Source organism: Chryseobacterium defluvii, assembly GCF_003634775.1.
GTDB classification, from domain to species: Bacteria; Bacteroidota; Bacteroidia; order Flavobacteriales; family Weeksellaceae; genus Chryseobacterium; species Chryseobacterium defluvii.
The window spans coordinates 910,519-927,601 of the sequence record NZ_RBXB01000002.1 but is presented as its reverse complement, the minus strand read 5'-3'; the positions used below and the strand labels follow the sequence as shown (position 1 = coordinate 927,601).

Annotated in this window: 15 protein-coding genes; 9 read left to right on the top strand and 6 right to left on the bottom strand. The window is 36.9% G+C overall.

The genetic code is table 11. The annotated features are described in order from the left end of the window. Positions 1-63: 63 nt before the first annotated feature. From amaB to ccsA, 4 genes are all read right to left on the bottom strand, one after another. Entirely contained in the window at positions 64-1,614 is a 1,551-nt protein-coding gene (gene amaB / locus BCF58_RS11015; protein WP_121461827.1) for an L-piperidine-6-carboxylate dehydrogenase, read from the bottom strand. 359 nt (positions 1,615-1,973) lie between these two features. Further along, entirely contained in the window at positions 1,974-2,168 is a 195-nt protein-coding gene (locus BCF58_RS11005; protein ID WP_121461825.1) for an Arc family DNA binding domain-containing protein, read from the bottom strand. A 75-nt stretch (positions 2,169-2,243) separates the two neighbouring features. After that, entirely contained in the window at positions 2,244-3,110 is an 867-nt protein-coding gene (locus tag BCF58_RS11000; RefSeq protein ID WP_121461824.1) for an SPFH domain-containing protein, read from the bottom strand. A gap of 204 nt (positions 3,111-3,314) precedes the next feature. Further along, positions 3,315-6,581, bottom strand: coding sequence for a cytochrome c biogenesis protein CcsA (gene ccsA, locus BCF58_RS10995; RefSeq protein WP_121461823.1), 3,267 nt, complete (start codon positions 6,579-6,581; stop codon positions 3,315-3,317). Positions 6,582-6,818: 237 nt separating this feature from the next. Between ccsA and BCF58_RS10990 the strand changes: the two genes are divergently transcribed. The 4 genes from BCF58_RS10990 to BCF58_RS10975 all read left to right on the top strand — a co-directional run bounded on the left by BCF58_RS10990 (position 6,819) and on the right by BCF58_RS10975 (position 12,367). Further along, complete coding sequence (locus tag BCF58_RS10990; RefSeq protein ID WP_121461822.1) at positions 6,819-9,347, top strand: FtsK/SpoIIIE family DNA translocase; 2,529 nt, start codon at positions 6,819-6,821, stop codon at positions 9,345-9,347. A gap of 72 nt (positions 9,348-9,419) precedes the next feature. After that, positions 9,420-10,064: a LolA family protein gene (locus tag BCF58_RS10985; protein WP_121461821.1), complete on the top strand. Its 645-nt coding sequence runs from the start codon at positions 9,420-9,422 to the stop codon at positions 10,062-10,064. A 109-nt stretch (positions 10,065-10,173) separates the two neighbouring features. Continuing rightward, positions 10,174-11,628 (top strand): LptF/LptG family permease, encoded by a 1,455-nt coding sequence (locus BCF58_RS10980; protein WP_121461820.1) that lies wholly within the window; start codon positions 10,174-10,176, stop codon positions 11,626-11,628. A gap of 94 nt (positions 11,629-11,722) precedes the next feature. Then, positions 11,723-12,367 carry a hypothetical protein gene (locus BCF58_RS10975; RefSeq protein ID WP_121461819.1) on the top strand — a complete coding sequence of 215 codons (645 nt, stop codon included), beginning with the start codon at positions 11,723-11,725 and terminating at the stop codon, positions 12,365-12,367. A gap of 49 nt (positions 12,368-12,416) precedes the next feature. Here BCF58_RS10975 and frr read toward each other — a convergent pair whose 3' ends face one another. Together frr and pyrH are read right to left on the bottom strand one after the other, a co-directional pair. Then, entirely contained in the window at positions 12,417-12,971 is a 555-nt protein-coding gene (gene frr / locus BCF58_RS10970; protein ID WP_121461818.1) for a ribosome recycling factor, read from the bottom strand. Between the two features lie 125 nt (positions 12,972-13,096). After that, positions 13,097-13,804, bottom strand: coding sequence for a UMP kinase (gene pyrH, locus BCF58_RS10965; protein ID WP_121461817.1), 708 nt, complete (start codon positions 13,802-13,804; stop codon positions 13,097-13,099). Between the two features lie 166 nt (positions 13,805-13,970). Here pyrH and porQ point away from each other — a divergent pair, with 166 nt between their 5' ends. The 5 genes from porQ to BCF58_RS10940 all read left to right on the top strand — a co-directional run bounded on the left by porQ (position 13,971) and on the right by BCF58_RS10940 (position 17,061). Then, positions 13,971-14,963, top strand: a complete 993-nt coding sequence (porQ, locus tag BCF58_RS10960; protein WP_121461816.1) for a type IX secretion system protein PorQ — start codon at positions 13,971-13,973, stop codon at positions 14,961-14,963. Between the two features lie 95 nt (positions 14,964-15,058). Continuing rightward, entirely contained in the window at positions 15,059-15,742 is a 684-nt protein-coding gene (gene cmk / locus BCF58_RS10955) for a (d)CMP kinase (RefSeq protein ID WP_121461815.1), read from the top strand. An 85-nt stretch (positions 15,743-15,827) separates the two neighbouring features. Beyond that, positions 15,828-16,175, top strand: coding sequence for a YtxH domain-containing protein (locus tag BCF58_RS10950; RefSeq protein ID WP_121461814.1), 348 nt, complete (start codon positions 15,828-15,830; stop codon positions 16,173-16,175). A 76-nt stretch (positions 16,176-16,251) separates the two neighbouring features. Further along, the gene (locus BCF58_RS10945; RefSeq protein ID WP_121461813.1) at positions 16,252-16,560 is read left to right on the top strand and encodes a phage holin family protein; all 309 of its coding nucleotides are present in this window, start codon (positions 16,252-16,254) and stop codon (positions 16,558-16,560) included. 3 nt (positions 16,561-16,563) lie between these two features. Continuing rightward, positions 16,564-17,061, top strand: a complete 498-nt coding sequence (locus BCF58_RS10940; RefSeq protein ID WP_121461812.1) for a phosphoribosyl-ATP pyrophosphatase — start codon at positions 16,564-16,566, stop codon at positions 17,059-17,061. The last annotated feature ends 22 nt before the right edge of the window (positions 17,062-17,083 follow it).

Sequence of the window (17,083 nt, the reverse complement as noted above, 5' to 3'; positions counted from 1 at the left end):
AAGACTTGGAACGTGTGTTAGGGGCACATGATGTCCAGTCTTTTCATTATTTAATTTTAACTTTTATAAATCGAATTTAATTCCTTGTGCTAAAGGAAGCTGTGTGGTATAATTGATGGTATTGGTCTGTCTTCTCATGTAGTATTTCCATACGTCTGATCCTGATTCTCTTCCACCTCCGGTTTCTTTTTCACCACCGAAAGCACCGCCAATTTCAGCACCGGAGGTTCCAATATTCACGTTAGCAATTCCGCAATCAGATCCGGAATGGGAAAGGAATAATTCTGCTTCTCTAAGATTCTGGGTCATGATAGACGAAGATAAGCCTTGAGGAACATCATTCTGAATAGCAATAGCTTCTTCTAATGTTTTATATTTGATTAAATACAGAATCGGTGCAAACGTTTCGTGCTGAACAATCTCATAAGAGTTCTTCACTTCAGCGATACACGGCTTTACGTAGCAGCCGGATTCATATCCTTTTCCTTTTAAAACTTCACCTTCTACAATGAATTTACCACCTTCTTTTTTACACTTTTTGATGGATTCTTCGTATTGGTTTACCGCATCTGTGTCAATTAACGGTCCTACGTGATTAGTTTCATCTAACGGATTTCCTATTTTAAGCTGACCATAAGCTTTTACCAGTCTTTTCTTCATATCATCATAAACGCTTTCATGAATGATCAGTCTTCTCGTAGAGGTACATCTCTGTCCTGCTGTTCCTACGGCTCCGAAAACGGCTCCGATAATTGCCATATCAAGGTCTGCCTCTTTTGAGATAATAATGGCATTATTTCCGCCCAATTCAAGGATTGATTTTCCGAATCTTTCGGCTACTCTGGAAGAAACCATTCTTCCTACCCTTGTAGAACCTGTAAAAGAAATCAAAGAAACACGTTTGTCATCCACCAGTTTCTGACCGATCTCGTGATCTGCCACCAATACACTTGAAATTCCTTCGGGAAGATTATTTTCCTTCAGAACTTCTGACATAATATTCTGGCATGCAAGTGCACAAAGCGGTGTTTTTTCAGAAGGTTTCCAAATGGTGACATTTCCACAGATCCACGCCAAAGCAGTGTTCCAGGACCAAACCGCAACCGGAAAATTAAAAGCCGTGATAATTCCAACAATTCCCAGCGGATGGTATTGCTCATACATTCTGTGTCCGGGTCTTTCAGAGTGCATGGTGTAGCCGTGAAGCTGCCTTGAAACCCCAACTGCAAAATCGCAGATATCAATCATTTCCTGTACTTCTCCCAGCCCTTCCTGTAGAGATTTACCCATCTCATAAGAAACGAGTTTTCCAAGGTCGTCCTTATATTCTCTTAGTTTTTGTCCTAATTGTCTTACAATTTCTCCTCTTTTAGGGGCAGGGATCATTCTGAATTCTTGAAATGCTTTTTGAGCAGATTCAATTACTTTGTCATAATCGCTCTCACCTGAAGTCTTTATTTTAGCAATTAATTTGCCATCAACCGGAGAAAAACTTTCTATTGTTTTTCCTGATGCAAAATATTTTCCGCCTACTGATGTTCCTTTATTTTCTTCTTTAATACCTAGATTTTTGAGAGTTTTTTCTATCCCGAAATCTTTGACTTTTTTAGACATACAATGATACTTTTCGTTTCCTCTAAAGATAAAAATATTATACGAAACGCAAAATTTTATTTTTTTTAACAGCTTTGTTATTTGGAATAATTCTAAACATGTTTATCTTTGTAAAGTAATACTCTTAATATCAATGGAAAATCCGCAGGAAAATAATTCAAAGTTCAAAAAATGGTTTAAACGTGTGGGATGGGCAGGATTTGCTTTTTTTACCATTAAAGGTTTAATATGGCTTGTAATATTCTACTTTGGGGCGGACACGCTTCAGAGTTGCATGAAATAAAAAAGCAGAGAAATTTCTCTGCTTTTCTTTTGTTTATCGGTTAAATTGAATGATTTTTGTTGTTACCCGGTCTTAATTATTCTTTCTTCTTTCGTCCCGAACTGATCAGACTTTGATGAAGCAAATACTCAATCTGTCCGTTTACGCTTCTGAATTCATCGTTGGCCCATTTTTCCAGGAGCTTATAAGTAGACTCATCTATCCTGATCACAAAAGACTTTTTACCTTTCTGAGTGCTTTCGGAAGAGTTTTGAGCTTTTTGGGGTTTCATTTTTCTTTCTATTTTTTAAATACAAGAATATTAAGTTTACTTAGTATATTCTTTAGTCTTGATCCTAATAATCAATTAGTTATATAATGTCCCGGCGTTTAAGATAGGTTGTGCGGCTTTTTCACCACAAAGAACTACCATTAAATTGCTTACCATAGCAGCTTTTCTTTCATCATCAAGTTCAACAATGTTTTCCTCCGATAGCTTTTTCAATGCCAAATCTACCATCCCTACAGCTCCTTCTACGATCTTGGTTCTGGCGGCAACAATAGCGGTTGCCTGTTGTCTCTGAAGCATAGCTCCGGCAATTTCTGAAGCATAAGCTAAATGTGAGATTCTCGCTTCCTGGATTGTAATACCCGCCTTGGAAAGCCGGTCAGTAAGTTCCTGTTCCAAAATAGAATTGATCTTGTCACCCCCTTCCCTCAAAGTAATAGGTGCATGATCATCTTCCAAATTATCATACGGAAAGCTCATGGCTAAATGACGTACCGCAGCTTCACTCTGCATTTTTACAAAGTCTGAATAACGCTCCACATCAAAAGCCGCTTTATAAGTATCTCCTACTTTCCACACAATCACAACGGCAATTTCGATCGGGTTCCCCATTTTATCATTTACCTTCAAAGTTTGCCCCTGTAAGTTTTCAGAACGAAGACTTATTTTCTGAGATGAGTATAAAGGATTAATGAAAAACAATCCGTTATCTTTTACTGTTCCTACATATTTTCCAAAGAAATTCAAAACTCTCGAATGGTTGGGCTGAATGATCATTAAGCCTTTCAGGAAAAAGCATGAAAGGATAAAACATAATAATGCTATGATAACATAAGTAATATTCTCATCCACACCCTTAATAAATAAGTAAACAGAAGCGATCAACAGCACTAGGCAAATAACCAATGTTAAGTAACCCGACATGGGTTTTAAAATTTTTTCCATGATTTTAATTTTGATATTATTTTGATATCATAAAGATATATATAAGTTTTGAATTATGAGTTATAAATGATGTTTTTTTTGAGGGTCCGGATCCGGGGTCTTGCGATACGAAGATGACAAAGTATTTGGTCTGATGTCAATCTTAAAATTTGAATAAAAAAATCCCGGAATTACTTCCGGGATTTATATTATATTTTAAATCATTTATTTTTTGGTCAGTACTTTAAATTTAAAGTAAGATACTGCAGATAAAAGAATCATCGTTGATACCCCTATATACACCCAGGCCGGCACCGGAACAGGATCTCCCGCAGCATAAGAGTGAAGCCCGCTTAAGTAATAATTAACTCCAAAATACGTCATTACCATTGAGCAGAATGCGAACATTGCCGCTACATGGAAAGCCCATCTGCTTCTTAATCCGGGAACCAATCTCATGTGCAATACAAAAGCATATACCATAATGGAAATGAATGCCCAGGTTTCCTTAGGATCCCAGCTCCAGTATCTTCCCCAGGATTCATTGGCCCATATTCCTCCTAAAAAGTTCCCTACGGTAAGAGCAAAAAGACCAATTGTTAATGACATTTCAGAAACAATGGCTAATTCTTTTAACGTCGTATCGTGATGTAATTTATATGTACTCTTATTTGAAATAATATAGAATACCAGGGAAATTACAGCAATAATCATAGAAAGGGCAAAGAAACCGTAACTCGACGTAATAATAGCCACGTGAACAATTAACCAGTAAGACTTTAAAACAGGTACAAGAGGCGTAATCTGAGGATCAAGCGCTGAGCCTCCGTGTGCAAACCCCATCATAATTACCGCTACCATAAACCCGGCTGCCGGAATCAGGGCATTTGAATTTCTGTATAACAATAATCCTGCAGTAATCCCCACCCATGAAATGAAGATAATGGCTTCATATCCGTTACTCCAAGGCGCATGCCCGGAAATATACCATCTTGCAACCAGTCCCAGGAAATGTAACAGGTAGCCCAGTAAACCTAACGCAATGATTCCCTTAATAACCTTATTTAAAATTTTATTAGGTTTGAATAATTCAACAAATCCTAAGATAAGCAATAATCCCCCGATTAAAGTATAGAAAATCAATAATTTGAAATTGATGTTTACTTTATTCATGAATACTTCCAGATCCACCTTGGATTTGGCAGGAACTACAGCTTTTCCCCATTTCTGTTGATAATCTGAAAGCTTTGACAATTCCGTATCGGCCTTACTCCAGTTCCCGGACTGCTGTGCTGCTAAAACTTCGGCGAAGTAAGGTCCCATGACCTGCTGAGATTCCATATCCGGCTCGAATTTCTGATCCAGCCATGAGTGCCAAGTATGATTCGCATCATTCTTCACCGGAACAATTCTCATAAACTGCCCGCTGAAAAATTCATTGAAAATCTGAACCCTCTCGTTCACGGAAATAACTTCCTTATCATAATTCGTCTGTTCCGCCGGTTTTTTACGGAAAGCGATATTATAATCGTGTTCCAGAATATAAGTAAGATTTCCATTCGCATCTGCCGGGAAAAGATTCATTAATGAAGTGTATCCTTCATCATTAGCCTTTGTTTTGTTTTTTAATTCATCGCCGCCTTTAGTTCCCACTTTAATGATAGGAACCATCGTCCAACTTGGCGTATCGGTATTAATGGAAAGGAACCATTGGTTAGCCGTAAGGGATTTCCCGTCGGTTCCTTTAAATTCGTCTTTCTTGTATAGTTTTCTTAAAATATCTAATGCCTCTGTATTAATAGGAACAATTCTTCCTTCGAAATTCTGAACTAAAAGATATCCGAATTTATCCGCATGCTCTTTACTGATTTTATTTCTGGCAATAATCTCATCAGCAGAAATCATTCTCATTTTTCCTAAAGGAGCCGCTAATGAGTTCTGTTGTGGCTTTTGCTGTGGTTGAGCCGCTTCAGGAGCAGGTGCATGATTGTGCCCGTCTCCTTCTACATGAATATGTTCCCTGCTTCCGTCAGTCGTTCCGTGTGTTTCAATTTTTTGAGCGTTCAACCCTAAACTCAGCATTAATAAAATGACTGTTACCGCTCTTTTCTTGTTAACATCCGTCAGCATTTTATTCAGTTTCCAGAAGTGAGATCCTTTCCAGAAAAAGATCAGGAACATTCCCAGGAATAAAAATGTATATCCTATATATGAAATTAAAGTCCCCCAATAGTCATGATTGACTGACAATACCGTTCCCATTCTGTCAGGATCAAAACTAGCCTGGAAAAAACGGTATCCTCCGTGATTAAGGACGTGATTCATATAGATTTTATAAGGAGTTTGTTTTCCTTCGTCAATAATTTTCACGTGGCTTTCATAGGCACTTGGTGAAGAGCTTCCGGGATAAGTTTCCATAACGAAGTCATCCAGCTTCAAAGCAAAAGGGGTGTTGTAAACTTTCGGTCCGAAACCAACCATAATGTTCAATCCGTCCATAGTCACCTGCTTGTAAGCATTCGGATTTCCCTTTTCAACGGAAAGGTCAACCAATTGCTTTGTTTTAGGTCCCTGAATTTCCACCGTTAACATATCAGGAACATTAGCATCTTTTTTTCTGTCACCTTCAAAAGCCAGTAACCTTCCTTTTCTAAGACCTTCAGGAACGACTAATTTAAGTTCGTTGATGCTGTATAAGCTTCTCAATGCCAGAGGCTGAAATTCATCTTTTTTCGTGTTGCCTGTAGCCTGCGTGGCCATTGTCATATAAGTAGCGTCAACCGGGGTTTTAATGAACAACTTTCCACCTTCGCTCTTAAACTCAACAGCCCCTTCAATAGCTCTGTTAAAAGTTACCAGCGTACCATTGATAGATTTGGTTTCTCCCGGTTTGATGTAAATATTCTGTCTTCCGGTTTGTCCGGTAGATACCAAATGAAGGTATTCTGCTCCGTTTGGTTCAGCAATTAAACTGTCCTTTTTTCTCTGAACATATTCTTTTGCAAAAACTTTAATCTGCTTTCCGTGGAAATCATAAGTTGCTTTGAAATCTTTATGTAATGGAGACATGAGATAAGGAATATCCTCATAATTCAAAACATCCCCTTTTTCTTCGATCTGAATTTTAAAGAAGTTTTTATCTGTTACGATCTCATTGGATGTTTCTCCTTCTCTGATATGCATGGTTCCCTCGAAGCTGATGTATCTTGTAATGGCTCCGCCAATGAAAATAAGGACAAAAGCAAGGTGGAACACCAAAACCGGCCATTTTTCTCTTTTCCAAAGTCTGTATCTTCCGATATTTCCGATGAAGTTTAAGATGAGCAGAAACATGATCAGTTCGAACCATTTTGCTTCGTAAATTAATGCTTTTGCGGTAGGGGTTCCATAATCATTTTCTAAGAATGTTGCATAAGCCATTGCGAATGCAAAAATGAGCAACAACACTGCCATTGTTCTGGTTGAGATAAGAATATCCTGGAGCTTCTTCATGATTTTTTTACTTGACATGCAAAAATAAGGATGATTAATTAAAAGGTCGACAAAAAAAACTGTTATTTATCATTTTAGAGCCTGCTTACACTTATTTTGATTCATTCTTAATAAGGACAGATTTATAGAAAATCATTCATCGAAACCCTCAAAAATGAGCATAACCAAGGATTATAATTTTCACGAAAAAGATTCTTTTACTATTGAAAAAACATTAAATTTGCCCTCATTGATATTATGGATAAAAAGACACAAACCAAACAAACGGAATCGCCTGAAAAAGGCAGAATTTTATCTAAGCCACGTATATTTTTCGGGCTTACCTTTATACTTTTTTCTGTAGTGCTTACTTTGTCATTCATTTCCTATTTAATGAATTGGAAGGCAGACCAGAGCCAGGCGGGAACAATGCTGGATAAAAGTATAAAATCCTCAAATGTTTTTGGGAAAGTCGGAGACTGGCTCGGAAATATTTTCATATTCGAAAGTATAGGGGTTGCCTCTTTTATCATTGCTTTCCTGTTTCTGGTCTTTGGAACACTGATTTTGAAGAAGAAGATATTTAAGCCATGGAAAACCGTTGGACATTCTTTATTTTTCATTTGCTGGATTCCTATTTTCATGGGAGCCATTACCAAAGGGCAAGGTGTTTTAGGAGGCGTCTATGGATATCAGATCATGGATTCTCTTAATGCCATTATCGGGACCGTAGGTCTTTGGCTGGTGTTGGCAGCAAGTATTATTTTATATTTCATCTTAGAATTCAATCTTCGTCCAAGTTCAATAAAAGCCAAGCTGGAAGAAATTAATGAAAACACCATAGGAAGAGTAAAATCCATGATGCCCAATTCTGATGAGAATTTTGAAGCGGATAATGAATTGGAAGAAGAAAGTAAAGATACTCCGGTGAATAATGTTTCGGTTACGGATGTAACAGAAAGCGCAACCATTCAGGATCCTGTAAGTGTTCCGAAAGGTTTTCCTGAAGTTCCGGTTTCCACTAATTTAGCACCTATTACTACCCCGAATCAGACTTCATTTGATGAAGAGGAAAAGGACTTCTCATCATCTGTCAATCTAAACCTTACGACAAAACCTGTTACTCCGGCAGCAACCCTGGAAGAAGCTTTTGATTTTAATACTAAAACAGCAACAGCTCCGAAAGAAGATATCAAATTCAATGTAGAAGTAGCACCTGTAGTGGATATTTTGGATGATTCTGACAGAAAATCTCAGGAACTTGTTGAAAAGCACGGGCTATACAATCACAAATTAGATCTGGCAAACTTCCAGATGCCGACAGTAGATCTGTTAAAAGATTACGGAAGCGAGGAAATTTCTATCAACAAGGAAGAGCTGGAGGAAAACAAAAATAAGATTGTCGGACTTTTAAAGAATTTCAATGTAGGAATTGCTGAAATTAAAGCCACCATAGGTCCTACCGTTACTTTATACGAAATTGTTCCGGAAGCGGGAATCAGAGTTGCGGCTATCAAAAAATTACAGGATGACATTGCATTAAATCTTTCTGCATTAGGAATCAGAATTATTGCACCAATGCCCGGAAAAGGAACAATAGGAATAGAAGTTCCAAGAAAAAATCCTACCATGGTTTCTATGCGCTCCGTTATCGCTTCACAGAAATTCCAGAATACGGATATGGATTTGCCGGTGGTATTCGGAAAAACCATTTCTAATGAAATTTTCATGGCAGATTTGGCTAAAATGCCTCACTTGTTGATGGCAGGAGCAACAGGACAGGGTAAATCAGTAGGGATTAATGCTATTCTTACCTCCCTACTCTATAAAAAACACCCGAGCGAATTGAAGTTTGTAATGGTTGATCCTAAAAAAGTGGAACTTTCATTATACTCTAAAATTGAAAGACATTACCTGGCTAAACTTCCGGATACGGATGAAGCCATCATTACGGATACCAATAAAGTAATCAATACTCTGAATTCTCTTTGTATCGAGATGGATACAAGATATGACCTTTTGAAGAATGCTTTCTGTAAAAACCTGAAAGAATACAATAAGAAATTCAGTGAAAGAAAACTTAATCCTGAAAACGGACACCGTTATTTGCCCTATATCGTTTTAGTAGTAGACGAGTTTGCTGATTTGATCATGACAGCCGGAAAAGAGGTTGAATTACCTATTGCAAGATTGGCCCAGCTGGCAAGAGCCGTTGGAATCCACCTGATTGTTGCTACACAAAGACCATCCGTTAACGTAATTACAGGGATGATCAAGGCCAATTTCCCGGCAAGGGCTGCATTCAGAGTAATTTCCAGTGTAGATTCAAGAACAATTCTTGATTCTCCGGGAGCAGATCAGCTGATTGGTAAGGGAGATATGCTGTATTTCAACGGAAACGAAATTTTAAGGCTTCAATGCGCATTCGTAGATACTCCTGAGGTGGAAAGAATCGCTGAATATATCGGAGAACAGAAAGGATATGCTTCTGCATTTATGTTGCCTGAATATGTTTCTGAAGATTCCACAAGTACGGTAGGTGCTTTTGACCCGAACGAAAAGGATGCTTTATTTGAAGAAGCGGCAAGAATCATTGTTTCCACACAGCAGGGTTCTACCTCAATGCTTCAGAGACAATTGAAATTAGGGTATAACAGAGCCGGAAGAATTATGGATCAGCTGGAAGCCAGTGGTATTGTAGGCGGATTCAACGGGGCAAAAGCAAGAGAGGTTTTAATCAGTGATCTTCATTCTTTGGAACAGTTTTTGGAAGATTTGCGTAAATAAAGGGAAAAACGTCATGACGTTTAACTTTTGAGATCAGAAAATGTCTAAAGATTAAAGTATTAATTAGAAAAAATGAAAAATATTATTTCAAAAGCCATATTAGGAAGTTTGGTTATAGGAGCGGTTGGGTTTGCCAATGCACAGAAAATAGATGCAAAGGCTAAAAAAATCCTTGATGATATTACGGCCAACTACAATTCTAAAAACAACACCTATTTTAAATTTTCTTTCGGAAGCGGAATCAAAGGGCAGGTGACTAAAACCGAGCCCGGAATTTACTATGCTGCCGGAGATAAGTACAAGTTGAAAATCATGGATACAGAACAGGTTTTCGATGGCAATAAGATCTATAATATCAATGCGGAAGATATGGAAGTAACGATTGCCAAGCCTAACGGTGGCAGCATGTTTTCTCCTATCAATTATCTTACGAGCTACAGAAAGGATTATAATGTAACTTATAACGGGAAGAAAACTGTAAATGGCGTAAATACAGACTTTATTAAGCTGACTCCTGTAAAAGCAAATGGTTTGAAATATGTCTACCTGTTTGTAGATTCAGCTAAAAAACAAATGGTAAAGCTGGAGCAGCACGGCACCAACCAGGATGTAGCGGTAATTGCCATTAAGGAATATAAGGAAAACCAGGACCTGGATCCGAACATGTTCGTTTTTGACAAGAATAAATATAAAAATTATATCATAACAGAACTGTAAATTGTTTTTTGGACCAATTTTACGATGGACAATTTGCAATTTCACCTGATAATAAAAAAATATAAAAAGCCACAAGTAAACTTTGTGGCTTTTTGATTAATTTTGGCGCATGTTAAAAATACTAGACCGATATATCATAAAAACCTTCTTTGGCCCTTTTTTCTTTATATTCAGTGTATTGTTTTTCATATTCATCGTGAATATCATCTGGGTGCAGCTGGGTCAGTTTATGGGGAAAGGGTTAAGCTACTGGCAGATCCTTAAGCTTCTTTTTTATCTGGGAGTAAGCGTTATCAGTATGGTAATGCCGCTTACCATTCTTCTGGCCAGTATTATGTCTTTCGGTGAATTTGGAGAAAGGTATGAGCTTGCAGCCATGAAAGCAGCAGGTATTTCATTAACAAGAGTGATGACACCGCTTTTAGGAGTATCTGTAATGTTGGCGGTAATGCTGTTTTTCTTCTCCAATAATATCATTCCTGATTTTCAGAGAAAAGCTAAAAATATGCTTTTCAATATTGCCCAGACGAAACCGGCCCTTAACTTCACACCCGGACAGTTTATTGATCAGATTCCCGGATACATGGTAAAATTTGATAAGATCTACGGGGAAAACGGAGAAAATATTGACGGGGTATTTGTCCACAAAAAAGCCAGCACATTTGAAAACCAGCAGTCCATTGTCGCCGAAAAAGGGAAATTTGTACCTGCTGCGAATAAAAACTTCCTCAAACTGGTTTTATATAACGGATATGTATTTGAAGATAATTTAGCAGGAAAAGGGGAAAATGCAAGATACAAGCAACCGGATCAGGCCATTAAATTTGACACTCTTGTTTCTCATTTCGACATTAGTGAGATTATCAATAAGGCTATTGAAAAGGAACAGATTACAGATGACTATCGTTTTCAATCCTATAATGAACTTAATGAAACCATTCTCAAGAATAAAAAGGAGAATGATAAATTCTTTGCCAATATAAGCAATGATGCGCTTAATCAGACCAATTCCATGGTCAGCTATATGGATAAGAACAAATCCAAAGCTCCCGTGAAATCTCAAATCAAGCTGGATACCGTAAAAACAGATAAAAAGCTGGAAATCATTTATAATGCCTATAACAGGCTGGATAATTTAAAAGTAACACTGGAAGGAAAATCCAATGACATCAAACCCAATGTAAAATACTTCAGTAAAGTCGTTATTTACCAGCAGAGAATTGTCTCCTACTCTGTTACCTGTATTATTTTCTTCCTGATCGGGGCCAGCTTAGGATCTATCATTAGAAAAGGAGGAATGGGAGTACCCGTAATCATAGCCATTGTTATTTTCATCATCTTTTATGTGATGAACCTTGCGATCGAGAATATTGCATGGGGCGGGAAAATGAATCCATATCTTGCCGCGTGGCTGCCTAATATGATTCTTTTACCTTTCGGGGTCTGGATGACTTATAAAGCACTTACGGATTCACAACTGTTTGATGCGGAAAAATATAAAGCATTATTTAAACCAATCATTAAAAGATTTTCTAAAAATAAAGAACATAAGAGATATCAATAAAATAAAAGATCCGGAAATTCCGGATCTTTTTTATTTCCGGCATTATTCTAAAAACTGCATATTTTTTGTAATATTCTGATTATAATCGCTGATCATGAGAACTCTTTTTATAATAGCCGGCTTACTATCGTTTTTTTCATGTAAGAAAGAATCCGGCTCCATTAAGGATAAGAACTTCCGGCATACGGATAGTATTATAACAGATACAATTACAATAGATTCACCAAAGAGCCTTTCCCCCATAGAAAGTATAAGAAAAAAATACGCCGTTCTCAACAATCTTCTTACCACTAAAAAGCTGGACTCCGTAAAATTTGAATACAGCTGTAATAATGAAAGGTCGGGAAAAGTGGTTTTTTATTCAGATCAGGAGGGAATAAAGGTGATACAACATTCATATGCAGAATACAGCCATTTTTCTTCCATAGAAAACTATTATATCGAAAATAACGAGCCTTTTTTTATTTTTAGAGAAGACACATCATGGAACTTTGATGGAGGAACTCCGGAAAAACCTATTATAAAAGATAATATTAGTGAACAGAGGATTTATCTGCAACATGGTAAAGCGATAAAATGTCTTGAAAAAAAATATACAAAAAGATCAAATACTCCCCACAATCCGGATCCTCAAAAAATTGCCAGTAAAGAGATAAATTGTTCTGCAGAAGAATTACTGAAAGCTTATGAATTGCTGATAAGGAATAGTGAAAAGCGAGGAGAAATTCAATGCTTATAAACAAAAGAGGCTTCAAATGAAGCCTCTTTTTATATTTTAAAACTGAAAATTATACTTTCATAATTTCAGCTTCTTTCACTTTAAGATGTTCATCACAAAGTTTTACATATTTATCGGTAAGCGTTTGAATTTCGTCTTCTACCCCTTTGATAACATCTTCAGAAACACCTTCCAGCTTTTTAAGTTCTTTTAAACCGTCTTGTCTTGCATTTCTTACGACAATTTTCGTCTGTTCCGTTTCAGCTTTAGCCTGTTTAGCCAAATCTCTTCTTCTCTCTTCTGTTAAAGGCGGAACATTAAGGATAATGTTTTCCCCGTTGTTAGAAGGTGCAAAACCTAAATTAGAATTGATAATAGCTTTTTCAATAGCGTTAATCGCTGTTTTATCCCAAGGTTGAATAGAAATCGTCATGGCGTCCGGTACGGAAACGTTAGCAACCTGGTTGATAGGAGTTGGAGCTCCGTAATATTCCACCATTACATCCTGAACCATTGCCGTAGAAGCACGTCCTGCCCTGATCTTTTGAAACGCATGATCCAAATGTTTGATAGCTGCATCCATGTCCTGATTTACCGATTCTAATATAAGATCTAATTCTTCCATTATATAATTAAAATTTGAAAGGTTACACATTATTTATAAAATGATCATTGATAATGATGAGTAATAAGTAATGGGGCAATGAATAATTTCATTCTGAATCCTAAGCCCTACCACCAGACTCCTCTTTACAAATCAACTAAAGTACCAACATTTTCTCCCTCTACAATTTTCACTAAATTGCCTTCTTTGTTCATATCAAAAACAATAATCGGTAATTTATTCTCGTGGCTTAAAGTAAATGCAGTCATATCCATTACTTTAAGGTTCTTTTCAAAAACTTCATCGAAAGATAATGAATTATATTTTACAGCATCTGCATTCTTTTCAGGGTCGCTATCGTAGATTCCGTCTACTCTTGTTCCCTTTAAAATTACATCGGCTCCTATTTCAATTGCTCTCAATGTGGCAGCTGTATCTGTGGTAAAATATGGATTTCCTGTTCCGGCACCGAAAATAACCACTCTGCCTTTTTCAAGGTGTCTTACCGCACGTCTTTTAATAAAAGGTTCAGCCACTTTGTCCATTTCAATAGCAGATTGCAGCCTTGTTTTAATTCCTGCATCTTCCAGGGCTCCCTGTAAAGCCATCCCGTTGATGACCGTGGCTAACATTCCCATATAATCTCCCTGAACTCTGTCCATCCCTTTTGCAGCACCTGCTACTCCACGGAAAATATTTCCTCCTCCAATTACGATGGCTACTTCACAGCCTTTATCCACTACTTTTTTGATTTCTGCAGCATATTCTTGCAGCCTTTCATTGTCAATACCATATTGTCTGTTCCCCATTAAGGCCTCACCACTCAGTTTCAAAAGGATTCTTTTATATTTCATCTTTAATTTTAATAAAATTTTTTAGTCGGGAAATTCCCTAAAATTTGACTTTGCAAATATAATCATTAAAAATATTGAAAAAAGAAAAATATTTAAGTGTAAATAATCTTAGAAATATTTTGAAAAGTACGAAAAAGGATTATTTTTGCATTAATTATAAATTGAATTGAAGAAAATTATCATTTTTTCATTATTTCTGTCAGGATTGGTTTCTCATGCACAAACGGGAACCCATGTCTATCCTTTTTTAAACATTCCTGTATCTGCCAGACAGGCTGCTTTAGGAGGTGATGCAATTACCATAAGAGATTATGATGTTTCTTTTGCGATTGCCAATCCGGCCTTGTTGAATAAGGATTCTGACAAACAGCTTTCTGTGAATGGTGCGGCTTATCTTGCCGATTCCAAGTATGGAACCATCGCCTTTGCCAAAGATTTTGATAACGGTCATATGGCTACTGTCAATGCAAGGTATATGAACTACGGTGATATTCCCAGAACAGACGACAGTGGTTTTGAAAACGGTAATTTCAGCGCTTCTGATGTTGCCATCGGTGCCGGTTATGCTTACCAGTTTGAAGAAGACTGGACCATTGGGGGAAGCTTAAATTTTATCACTTCTAAAATTGATAATTATACATCTTCTGCCATAGCAGGAAATGCTGGAGTTACTTACCACAACAAAAAAAGTAAAGAAGTGGTTGCCGTAGTCTTCAGGAATTTCGGATACCAATTCAAATCGTTCAACGGAGAAAGAGAAAAGCTTCCATTTAGGGTAGATCTCGGATATACCAAGATATTAAAAGCTTTTCCCCTTGCCATTACCATTACCGCACATGATCTTCAGCAACTTGATATTTCTTCCGAGTACAATGTAAACGGCCAGGAAGTAAATGTAGGAAGAAAAATTGCAGATCACTTCTCTTTAGGGGCAGAACTATTCCCGGAAAAGAACTTCAATATCAGATTGGGATATAATGTAAAAAGAGGAAATGAACTCGCTGTAGTGGATCAGAGAAACTTTTCAGGACTATCTGCGGGGTTTGGAATCAAGCTTTCAAGGTTCCGTATCGATTATGCTCATGTAAGATATCATAATTCTTCCAATGTAAATCAAATAGGTGTTTCCGTAGACCTTACCAGCCACGCAGGATATTAAATAAACTGAAGCCTTTACACTAAAATAAACAAGAAACCTTAAGAAAATCTCTTAAGGTTTCTTGATTTTTAAGAAAATTTCTTGAAATTTGCGGTATGAAAAAACCTGTAATAGCTATCGATGGGTACTCGTCTACCGGAAAAAGTTCAATCTCAAAGGTCATTGCTGAAAAGCTTGGGCTTATCCATCTGGACACGGGTGCACTTTACAGGGGAATCACCTGGTATGCCCTTCAGAACTGTATGGATGGAAACGGATCAATAGATTTGGAACAGCTTTTTTCCTCATTACAGCACATTGAACTTGAGTTTAAAAACCAGGATGGTGAATTGATTCTTCATCTTGACCACAAGGATATTTCCAAGGAAATCCGTTCCAATGAAGTTTCCGATAATGTAAGTTTAGTCGCCAAACAAAAAGAAGTGCGGGATTTTTTACTTCAATATCAACGCACCTTGGCAGAAAAAGGCGGCATTATTATGGATGGGCGTGACATTGGGACAGTAGTTCTGCCAAATGCGGACTTCAAATTCTTTCTGACGGCGAGCATTGATGAAAGAACCAAAAGAAGGTACCATGAACTTTTAAGCCTTGGAATAGAAGCGGCAGAGCAACAGGTAAAAGAAAACCTGATTGAAAGAGACAAAATAGACAGTGAAAGAGAAATCGCACCATTAAAGCAAGCTGATGACGCCATCGTTATAGATAATACCTTTCTTACCAAGAAAGAAACAATTGAAAGCATCCTGTCCTACTTAAAAAGTTTTAACAAATTTTAATAAGACAAAATTTCCTTTGGTATATAAATTGTAATCATTATTACTATAAAAAACTAATCTTTATTAACTATTAAAAAAACGAAAAATGTCTAAAAAAAACAATACAGCAGGTATATTGGCAGGACTTCTTGCAGGTGCTGCAGCAGGTGTGGTATTAGGAATGCTTTATGCTCCTGAAGAAGGTAAAGAAACTAGAAAAAAGATAAAAAATAAAGCAAACGATCTTAAAGATCAGGCTAAAAACAAGTATGGGGAAGTTTCTGAAAAAGTAAAAGATCAATACAGCAACATTTCTTCTACCTTTAAAGAAACAGCCAGCAATGTAGCTCATACAGTGAAAGATGGCTATGACAAATATAAAGATCAGATTGTTTCTAAAACTACGGATGTTGTAAAAGACGTAGAAGCAGAATTAAATGATCTAAAAAAGTAAGATTCAATAATTTGAAATTATTAAAAGGAACTTTGTGCATTAAAGTTCCTTTTTTTGTAACTTTAAAATAAAAATAATGATAGAGACTATTAAAGAATATGCAACGAAGAGAATAGACCTGCTGAAAATTGAAGCGACAGAAAAATCTTCACTTTCCGCAGGGATCATTACTTACCTTGTAGTATTATTAGTAGCTTTTGCTTTTTTTATCATTCTTTTCAATTTTGGAATAGCATTTCTTATAGGTAAAGCATTAGATAATACTTCTTACGGTTTTTTAATTGTTGCGGCATTTTACCTTTTTGTAATGTTTTTTATTATCGCTTTTAAGAAAACCATTGTAAACTCTGTGGCAGATCAGGTTATTAAATTTTTAAATCATTAAACTATGGGCAGAAATTATGAGAGCTTAGAGGAATTAAGGAGAAAGAAAAAATTATTGAAGACTGAGATCGATGATTTGGAAAACCTTCTTACCTTCAAAAACACCAAGGAAAGCTTAAGTGCCTTCACCAATGGTTTAACGGATCAGTATCTGCAGGAAAAAGTAGATGAAGACGGTGATGAGAAAATTGTACTCAGAAAGGATGTCATTGCCAAACAGATTACTTCCGAAGTAAAAGATATGCTTATCAGCAAAAATACCGCAATGGGTATTGCCAATTCTGCTTTCAAAGGAAATGCGATGGATGCCGTCATCAAACTTGGGATCACAGCGTTAGTGGGAAATTATGCCAAGAAAAGCATGAGCAGCCCGAACTGGAAGAAAAAATTGTTGGGTCTGGCCATGATTTACCTTGCTCCCGTTGCCCTGAAATTTGTTAGAAAAAAATTGGAAAATTACCAGAAGAACAAAAGTGTTTCCAGTATGGAACAACTGATATAAAACCAAAGTTAGTCGTTAGAAG

Coding starts and splice junctions, on each gene's coding strand:
- amaB (WP_121461827.1), bottom strand. CDS start 1,614: ATGTCTAAAAAAGTCAAAGATTTCGGGATAGAAAAAACTCTCAAAAAT.
- BCF58_RS11005 (WP_121461825.1), bottom strand. CDS start 2,168: ATGAAACCCCAAAAAGCTCAAAACTCTTCCGAAAGCACTCAGAAAGGT.
- BCF58_RS11000 (WP_121461824.1), bottom strand. CDS start 3,110: ATGGAAAAAATTTTAAAACCCATGTCGGGTTACTTAACATTGGTTATT.
- ccsA (WP_121461823.1), bottom strand. CDS start 6,581: ATGAAGAAGCTCCAGGATATTCTTATCTCAACCAGAACAATGGCAGTG.
- BCF58_RS10990 (WP_121461822.1), top strand. CDS start 6,819: ATGGATAAAAAGACACAAACCAAACAAACGGAATCGCCTGAAAAAGGC.
- BCF58_RS10985 (WP_121461821.1), top strand. CDS start 9,420: ATGAAAAATATTATTTCAAAAGCCATATTAGGAAGTTTGGTTATAGGA.
- BCF58_RS10980 (WP_121461820.1), top strand. CDS start 10,174: ATGTTAAAAATACTAGACCGATATATCATAAAAACCTTCTTTGGCCCT.
- BCF58_RS10975 (WP_121461819.1), top strand. CDS start 11,723: ATGAGAACTCTTTTTATAATAGCCGGCTTACTATCGTTTTTTTCATGT.
- frr (WP_121461818.1), bottom strand. CDS start 12,971: ATGGAAGAATTAGATCTTATATTAGAATCGGTAAATCAGGACATGGAT.
- pyrH (WP_121461817.1), bottom strand. CDS start 13,804: ATGAAATATAAAAGAATCCTTTTGAAACTGAGTGGTGAGGCCTTAATG.
- cmk (WP_121461815.1), top strand. CDS start 15,059: ATGAAAAAACCTGTAATAGCTATCGATGGGTACTCGTCTACCGGAAAA.
- BCF58_RS10950 (WP_121461814.1), top strand. CDS start 15,828: ATGTCTAAAAAAAACAATACAGCAGGTATATTGGCAGGACTTCTTGCA.
- BCF58_RS10945 (WP_121461813.1), top strand. CDS start 16,252: ATGATAGAGACTATTAAAGAATATGCAACGAAGAGAATAGACCTGCTG.
- BCF58_RS10940 (WP_121461812.1), top strand. CDS start 16,564: ATGGGCAGAAATTATGAGAGCTTAGAGGAATTAAGGAGAAAGAAAAAA.